This window comes from Cellulomonas massiliensis JC225 (assembly GCF_000312005.1).
Taxonomy (GTDB): Bacteria; Actinomycetota; Actinomycetes; order Actinomycetales; family Cellulomonadaceae; genus Cellulomonas; species Cellulomonas massiliensis.
This window is the reverse complement of the sequence record NZ_HE978588.1, coordinates 1570613-1578029: the sequence shown is the minus strand read 5'-3', so window position 1 is coordinate 1578029 and position 7417 is coordinate 1570613. Positions and strand designations below refer to the sequence as shown.

9 protein-coding genes are annotated in these 7417 nt (G+C 75.3%); 4 read left to right on the top strand and 5 right to left on the bottom strand.

The annotated features are described in order from the left end of the window. Nucleotides 1–71: 71 nt before the first annotated feature. Complete coding sequence (locus tag HGCM_RS07510; protein ID WP_019136237.1) at nucleotides 72–668, top strand: GNAT family N-acetyltransferase; 597 nt, start codon at nucleotides 72–74, stop codon at nucleotides 666–668. A 60-nt stretch (nucleotides 669–728) separates the two neighbouring features. On the opposite strand, the gene HGCM_RS19105 is transcribed toward HGCM_RS07510, so the two are convergent. Both HGCM_RS19105 and HGCM_RS07500 read right to left on the bottom strand, forming a co-directional pair. Next, on the bottom strand, nucleotides 729–827 hold the full coding sequence (locus HGCM_RS19105) for a 30S ribosomal protein bS22 (protein ID WP_003792170.1): 99 nt from the start codon (nucleotides 825–827) through the stop codon (nucleotides 729–731). Nucleotides 828–1037: 210 nt separating this feature from the next. Next, the gene (locus HGCM_RS07500) at nucleotides 1038–1262 is read right to left on the bottom strand and encodes a helix-turn-helix domain-containing protein (protein WP_019136236.1); all 225 of its coding nucleotides are present in this window, start codon (nucleotides 1260–1262) and stop codon (nucleotides 1038–1040) included. 248 nt (nucleotides 1263–1510) lie between these two features. Here HGCM_RS07500 and HGCM_RS07495 point away from each other — a divergent pair, with 248 nt between their 5' ends. Continuing rightward, complete coding sequence (locus HGCM_RS07495) at nucleotides 1511–2047, top strand: PH domain-containing protein (RefSeq protein WP_026075328.1); 537 nt, start codon at nucleotides 1511–1513, stop codon at nucleotides 2045–2047. 9 nt (nucleotides 2048–2056) lie between these two features. Here the strand turns inward: HGCM_RS07495 and HGCM_RS07490 are convergent, their stop codons facing one another. Next, entirely contained in the window at nucleotides 2057–3247 is a 1191-nt protein-coding gene (locus HGCM_RS07490; RefSeq protein WP_019136234.1) for an acetoin utilization protein AcuC, read from the bottom strand. A 171-nt stretch (nucleotides 3248–3418) separates the two neighbouring features. On the opposite strand from HGCM_RS07490, the gene HGCM_RS07485 reads away from it, so the two are divergent. Then, nucleotides 3419–4795, top strand: a complete 1377-nt coding sequence (locus HGCM_RS07485) for a TrkH family potassium uptake protein (protein WP_019136233.1) — start codon at nucleotides 3419–3421, stop codon at nucleotides 4793–4795. Then, nucleotides 4788–5492: a potassium channel family protein gene (locus HGCM_RS07480; protein WP_019136232.1), complete on the top strand. Its 705-nt coding sequence runs from the start codon at nucleotides 4788–4790 to the stop codon at nucleotides 5490–5492. The genes HGCM_RS07485 and HGCM_RS07480 overlap by 8 nt, the downstream gene beginning before the upstream one ends. Nucleotides 5493–5496: 4 nt before the next feature. Here the strand turns inward: HGCM_RS07480 and proC are convergent, their stop codons facing one another. Further along, on the bottom strand, nucleotides 5497–6351 hold the full coding sequence (proC, locus tag HGCM_RS07475) for a pyrroline-5-carboxylate reductase (protein ID WP_019136231.1): 855 nt from the start codon (nucleotides 6349–6351) through the stop codon (nucleotides 5497–5499). Between the two features lie 124 nt (nucleotides 6352–6475). Then, nucleotides 6476–7417 (bottom strand): efflux RND transporter periplasmic adaptor subunit (locus HGCM_RS19770; RefSeq protein WP_161604971.1); only part of this gene is annotated, 942 nt, incomplete at its 5' end.

Here is a 7417-nt window from a genome sequence, read left to right as displayed (position 1 = left end):
GGCCGGGTGACGGCGACCCGCGCGCCGGGACGCCGCGGCCGGGCGTGCGCGCCGCGTGCGACGATCGCCGGGTGAGCGACCCCGGCACCTCGACGTCACCCCGGCGCACCGGCGCAGGGCGGGAGGCGGCCGCGCCCACGCTCGCCGTGCGCCCGGCCACCACCGACGACGTGCCCGCGCTGGCGGAGCTCGCGGCGCTGACCTTCCCGCTCGCGTGCCCGCCCGGCTCCACCGAGCAGGACCAGCGGGAGTTCGTCGCGGCGCACCTCTCGCGCGACCGCTTCGCGCAGTACCTGGCCGACCCGGCACGCGAGGTGCTCGTCGCGGCCGACGGCGTCCCGCTCCTCGGCTACACGATGACGGTGGCGGGCGAGCCGTCGGACGCGGACGTGCGCGCCGCGATCCGGCTCCGCCCGACCGTCGAGCTCAGCAAGTGCTACGTGCACCCGGAGCAGCACGGGCGCGGCGTGGCCGGCGCGCTGATGGCGGCGGTGCTGGCGCGGGCGGCGGCGAGCGGGGCCGCGGGCGTGTGGCTCGGCGTCAACCAGCTCAACGCGCGCGCACAGGCGTTCTACCGGCGCTCCGGCTTCGAGGTCGTCGGGACCAAGCACTTCCAGGTCGGCGGCCGGCTGGAGGACGACTTCGTCCTCGAGCGCGCGCTGCGCTGACGGGCCGGGCGGGCGACCCCGGACACACGTCGGGCCCGGCGTCTGCCGGGCCCGAGTGGCTCACTTCTTGTTGCGACGCTGGTGACGCGTCTTGCGCAGCAGCTTGCGGTGCTTCTTCTTCGCCATCCGCTTGCGGCGCTTCTTGATGACGGAACCCATAGGTCCACTCTCACTTCCGACGATGGTCCGACGTGCGGGCCGGGTGGATCGAACGACGCGCAGCGCCGGTGACGGCCGCACGGGAAAGTCCGGGGACCCACCTTACGGGATCGGGGTCCCTCGCCGCGAATGCGGCGGCGGGCAGCCGCCGGACCGGCCGCGGGACCGGTCACGAAGCGTCCGCCCCGGCCCGGGACGGCCTCGGGACGGTCAGGACGAGCGGCGCGCCTCGTCGGCGTCGTCCTGCACCGGCACGACCGAGGTGGCCAGGTAGTGGTCGAGCGCGTCCTGCGGGACGCGGAACGAGCGGCCGACGCGCACGCCGGGCAGCTCGCCGGAGTGCAGCAGCCGGTACACCGTCATCTTCGAGACGCGCATGATGTCGGCGACCTCGAGGACGGTGAGGTAGCGCGTGCGGCCCGGCTGGTCGCTCATCTGGTCCCTCACCCTTCGGCCGTCCGCGCGGCCCTCGCGCTCCGCTCCGCGCGGTGCAGGCGCAACAGTAGTGGCGCATGGGACAGGTGTGAAAGCCCTGGTCGCCCGACCGGGCGATCCCTCCCGCCGCCGCCGTCCGCGCCCCTGCGACGCGCGATTCACCCGCTCCGGACGATTCGCCCTGTGGGATGCTGCGGCCGCCCGAGCCGCACGGCGGCCGCGCTCGTCCGGACGACCGAGGAGAGACCGTGCCCTACCCGCGCAGCGCCCTCACCCCCGAGGAGCGGCTCCTCCTGCACCGGCACCCGCACGTCAAGATGCTGTTCGGCTCCGGCGGCACGCTCGTGCTCGTCACGGCGCTGGCCGCGTGGCTGCTCACGTGGGTCCAGGGGCAGGTGCCGAGGCCCTCGTGGGGGACGGCGGCGCTGGTCGCCGCGGGCGTCGTGTGGCTCGTCGTGCTCGTCTGGTTCCTCGTGCGGCTGCTCGCGTGGAGCACGACCCACTTCGTCGTGACCGACCGGCGGGTGATGTACCGCCACGGGATCCTCACCCGCACCGGCATCGACATCCCGCTCCTGCGGATCAACTCGGTGCAGTTCGAGCACGGGCTCGTCGACCGGGTGCTGCGTACGGGGACGCTCATGATCGAGTCCGCCTCGGACGACCCGCTCTCGTTCGCGGACATCCCTCGGGTCGAGGAGGTCCACACCCTGCTCTACAGCGCCGTGCACGACAGCCTCGACGGCGACGACGACGACGAGCCAGGCGCCGCGCCGCGCGCGTGAGCGACCCGCTCAGTCCAGCTCGACGTCCAGCCCGAGGAGCGGGAACGCGGCGGCGCGCGTGGCCCGGATCGTGCGGTCCAGGTCGTCGGCCGGGTCGTAGCCGGTGGACCACGGCTTGAAGGACGCGCTCGTCCCGTCCGTCATGCGCGCGGGCGCCGCGCGGCCGTACACGGCCTCGACGTGGTCGAGCCAGTCGCGGGGCACCGACGAGCCGGGGTCGACCGGGTGGTGCCCCGCGATGCCGATGAGGTGCGCCCACGCGCGGGGCACCACCTCGATCACCGCGTAGCCGCCCCCGCCCAGGGCCAGCCAGCGGCCCTCGGTCGTGGCGTGCGCCAGCTCGTGCAGGCGCTCGGCGACGACGCGCTGCCCGTCGACCGACACGCGCAGGTGCGTCAGCGGGTCGAGGACGTGCGAGTCGCAGCCGTGCTGCGTGACGAGCAGCTGCGGCTCGAACGCCCGCACGACGGCCGGCACGACCGCGTCGAACGCCCGTAGCCAGCCCGCGTCGGCCGTCCGGGACGGCAGGGCGACGTTCACCGCGGACCCGGGGGCCGCCGGGCCACCCGTCTCGTGGGCGTAGCCGCTGCCCGGGAACAGCGAGTGGCCGCTCTCGTGCAGCGAGACCGTCAGGACGCGCGGCTCGTCCCAGAACACGGCCTGGACCCCGTCCCCGTGGTGCGCGTCGACGTCGACGTACGCGACGCGCTCCACCCCGGCGTCGAGCGCCGCGCGGATGGCGACGGCCGCGTCGTTGTAGATGCAGAACCCGGACGCGGCGCCCGGCATGGCGTGGTGCAGCCCGCCGGTGACGTTCACGGCGTGCTCCACCTCGCCCCGCGCGACCGCGAGCGCCGAGTCGACCGAGCCCTGGACGATGCGCGCGGCGGCCTCGTGCATGTGCGGGAACACCGGGTCGTCGCGCGTGCCGAGACCCCGTTCGGGGTACGACGTGCCGCGCTCGGCCGCGTCCCGCACTGCGGCCACGTAGGCCGGCTCGTGCACGGTCTCGATGAGCGCGTCGGACGCGGGCTCCGCGCCCGCCACCCGGACGCCCTCGGCGTCCAGCAGGCCGAGCGACCGGGCGAGCCGGATCGTGAGGTCGAGCCGGTCGGACGCCATGGGGTGCCCGTGCCCGAACTCGTAGCCGAGCATGACGGGGGACCAGAGCACCCGCACACGGTCGGACGGCGACGTCATGGCGCAACGGTCGCACCGCGCGGCGGGCGTGTCGAACGCGTCCCACCGCGGTGCTCCGACGGGCCGGCCGCCGCGACACCCGGGCCGGCGGGCGCGCGGCAGCACGGTGCCGGGGTCCCCGACGTGCCACAGTGGGACGTCCGGCAGGCGCCGGCTCGAGCGGGAGGTGAGATGGCGCGCGGTGGCCCGGGCATCCTGTGGCGCGGCCGGGAGGTCGTCGACCGGCTGGCCCGCCAGTCCCCCGCCCGCCTCGCCGTCACGGTCTTCGCGCTCGTCATCGCGCTCGTGACGCTGCTGCTGTCGGCGCCGTGGGCGACGCGGTCCGGCACGCGCGCGCCGTTCGTGGACGCGCTGTTCACGGCGACGTCCGCGAGCACCGTCACCGGGCTCGTCGTCGTGCCGACGGGCGAGTACTGGTCGACCTGGGGCCTCGTCGTCATCCTCGTCGCGATCAAGATCGGCGGCCTCGGCGTGATGACGCTCGCGTCGCTGCTGGGGCTGGCCGTCTCGCGGCGCATCGGCCTCACGCAGCGCCTGCTCGTCACGTCCGAGACCAAGACGAGCCGGCTCGGCGAGGTCGGCTCGCTGCTGCGCACCGTCATCGTCACCTCGACGCTCTTCGAGGTCGCGATCGCGCTCATCCTGCTGCCGCGGTTCCACATGTACCGCGAGGACTGGGGCGAGGCGGCCTGGCACGCGATCTTCTACGGCGTCTCGTCGTTCAACAACGCCGGCTTCGTGCCGACGCCCGAGGGGCTCGAGCCGTTCGTCTCCGACTGGTGGGTGCTGCTGCCGATCATCGTCGGCGTCTTCATCGGGTCGCTGGGCTTCCCCGTGGTGCTCAACGTCATGCAGAACCTGCGCGAGCCGCGGCGCTGGAGCCTGCACTCCAAGCTGACCATCACGACCAGCCTCGGGCTGGTCGCCGCCGGGTCGATCCTCGTCGCCGCGTTCGAGTGGACCAACCCGCACACGTTCAAGCCGCTGGGCCCGGCCGCGACGATCCTCGCGTCGCTCTTCGCCGGCGTCATGCCCCGGTCGGCCGGGTTCTCGACGGTCGACGTCGGGCAGATGCACGAGGGCACGTGGCTGCTCAACGACGCGCTCATGTTCGTCGGCGGCGGCTCGGCGTCGACCGCGGGCGGCATCAAGGTCACGACGCTCGCCGTCATGCTGCTCGCGATCATCGCCGAGGCCCGCGGCGACCGCGACGTCGAGGCGTACGGCCGCCGCATCCCGCGCGAGGTCCTGCAGGTCGCGATCGCCGTCACGATGGTCTCGGCGACCATCGTGCTCGTCTCCTGCCTGCTGCTGCTGTCGATCACCGGCCGGACGCTCGACGTCGTCCTGTTCGAGGTGATCTCCGCCTACGCGACGTGCGGCCTGTCCACCGGCCTGACGCCGGACCTGCCGGACCCCGCGAAGTACATCCTGTCCGTGCTGATGTTCATCGGCCGGACCGGCACGATGACGCTGGCCGCCGCGCTCGCGCTGCGCTCGCGCCGTCGCGTCGTCCGGTTCCCCGAAGAGAGGCCGATCATTGGTTGAGCAGCTCCGCCCGTCGTCGGGCACGCAGAACGCGCCGCGCCAGCCCCGCAAGGGCACCGGCGTGCTCGTCATCGGCCTGGGCCGGTTCGGCTCGGCCATCGCCGCCACGCTCGACCGGCTGGGCCAGGACGTGCTGGCCGTCGAGAGCAAGCCCGAGCTGGTCGCCCAGTGGGCCGGCCGGATCGCGCTCGTCGAGGCCGACGCGTCCAACCCCGAGGCGCTCGAGCAGCTCGGCGCACGGGAGTTCCCCGTCGCCGTCGTCGGCGTGGGCTCCTACCTGGAGGCGTCGGTGCTCATCACCGGCAACCTCGTCGACATCGGCGTGCCGCAGATCTGGGCGAAGGCGATCAGCAACGAGCACGCGCGCATCCTGCAGCGCATCGGCGCGCACCACGTCGTGCTGCCCGAGGCGGACGCGGGCGCGCGGGTCGCGCACCTGGTCAGCGGCAAGATGATGGACTACATCGAGGTGGAGGACGGCTTCACGATCGTGAAGATGCGCCCGCCGAAGGAGACGCAGGGCTTCACCCTCGCGCAGTCCAAGGTGCGCGAGCGCTACGGCGTGACGGTCATCGGCGTGAAGAGCCCGGGCGTCGACTTCCAGTACGCGACGCCCGAGACCCGCATCTCGCAGAACGACCTCATCATCGTCTCCGGCCACGCCGAGCTGCTGGAGCGGTTCGCCGCCCGACCCTGAGCGGTCAGCGGGAGCCGAGCTCCTTCGAGCGCTCCGCGGCGGCGCGGGCGGCGGCGACCAGGCCCGCGCGGACCCCGTGGGCGTCCAGCGCGGCGACGCCCGCGACGGTCGTGCCGCCCGGCGACGAGACCCGCTCGCGCAGCACGACGGGGTGGTCGCCGGTCTGCGCCGCGAGCACGCCCGCGCCCTCGACGGTCGCGACCGCCAGGCGGGTCGCCAGGTCGCGCGGCAGGCCGAGCAGCACGCCCGCCTCCGCGAGCGCGTCGATGACGTAGAACACGTACGCAGGACCCGAGCCGGAGATGGCGGTCACGGCGTCGAGGTCCTTCTCCGCCACGCGGACGACGAGGCCGGTGGGGTCGAGGATGCGCTCGACGAGCGCGAGGTGCCCCTCGGTCGCCGACGAGCCCGGGGCGATGGCGCTCGCGCCCTTGCCGACCACGGCCGGCGTGTTCGGCATGACGCGCACGACGGGCGTGCCGGCGGGCAGGCGCTCCTCGTACAGGGCGATCGGCAGGCCCGCCGCGACGCTCACGACGAGCGCCCCGCCGCGGAGCACCGGGGCGACCTCGTCGAGCACGCCCGCGACCACGCCGGGCTTGAGCGCGACCAGGACGACGTCCGCGCGGGCCGCCGCTTGCGCCGCCGACGCGCCGGTACGGACCCCGTGCTCCTGCGCGATCCGCCCCGCCCGCTCCGCGGACGTCTCGACGACCTCGACGGCGTCGGCGGACCAGCCGCCGCGCAGCATCGCGGCGAGCAGCGCCTCGCCCATGACGCCGCCGCCCAGCAGCGCGACCCTCGCGCCGGCCGGCACGTCCGCCGTGACCGGCCCCTCGCCCGGGGTGTGCTCGCTCATCAGGCCCTCCCTCGCGCCGCGCCGCGCGGCTCCCGGCCGAGCGTACCGACCGCACGGCCCCGCCCCGGAGCCGGCCCCGGCCCCCGGAGGCAGGCCGGGGCCCCAGCGTCCCGTCGGGGTGCGGTCAGCCGTTCGGCCGGCCGCCCGTGCCCGCGCCGGGCAGCCCGGATCCGGGGAAGCCGCCGACCTGCCGGCCCGTGGTGCCCGAGCCGCCCGAGAGGCCGGACAGCCCCGACGAGCCGCTGGACCCCGACGACGGGAGCGCGTCGGCGGTGAGGTCCGCGAGGACGACCTCGTCGCCGGCGGTCAGACCCGACGTGATCTCGGTGCGCTCCGCACCCACGGCGCCCGTGGTCACCTCGACGGTCCGCGTGGCGTCGCCGTCCGGCTGCAGCACCGTGGTCGTGCCGCCGTCGACGCGGACGGCCGACGTGGGCACGGTCAGCACGTCGTCCGCGCCCGCCACGGCGACGGCGACCTGCGCCGACGAGCCGTCGTAGAGCACGGCGTCCGTGCCCTGCAGCGCGAGCTCCACGTCGTAGGACGGCGTCGAGGAGTCGGACACGTCGAGCAGGCCGACCCGGCTGACCGTCGCCGCCAGCGCGTCGTCCTGCGTGCGCACCCGGACCGTGGCGCTCTGCCCGACCTCGACGGCGTCGACGTCGGCCAGGCCGACCGTGGCGGAGACGACGTAGCCGTCCGGGGCGAGGACCGTCACCACCTGCGTGGAGGACGACGCGGTGACGGCGTCCCCTGTCGCCAGCCCGACCGCGGCGACCGTGCCGCCCACCGGCGCGGTGAGGGTGTCGAGCTGCGCCCGGCGCTGCGCGAGGTCGAGGTTCGCCTCGGCGAGCGCGATGGCGGCCCGGTCGGCGAGGACCTGCGCGGCGGACGCCGGAGCGGTGGAGCCGCCCTGTCCGGTGCCCTGCCCGGTGCCGCCGGCCGTGGCGCCGCCGGCGGGCGCGCCGCTGCCGTCCTGGGCGCCGTCCTCGGTCCCCCCGCCCGTCCCGCCGCCCGGTGCACCGCTCGGCGAGCCCGACGGCTCGCCCGAGGCGCCGGGCTGCTG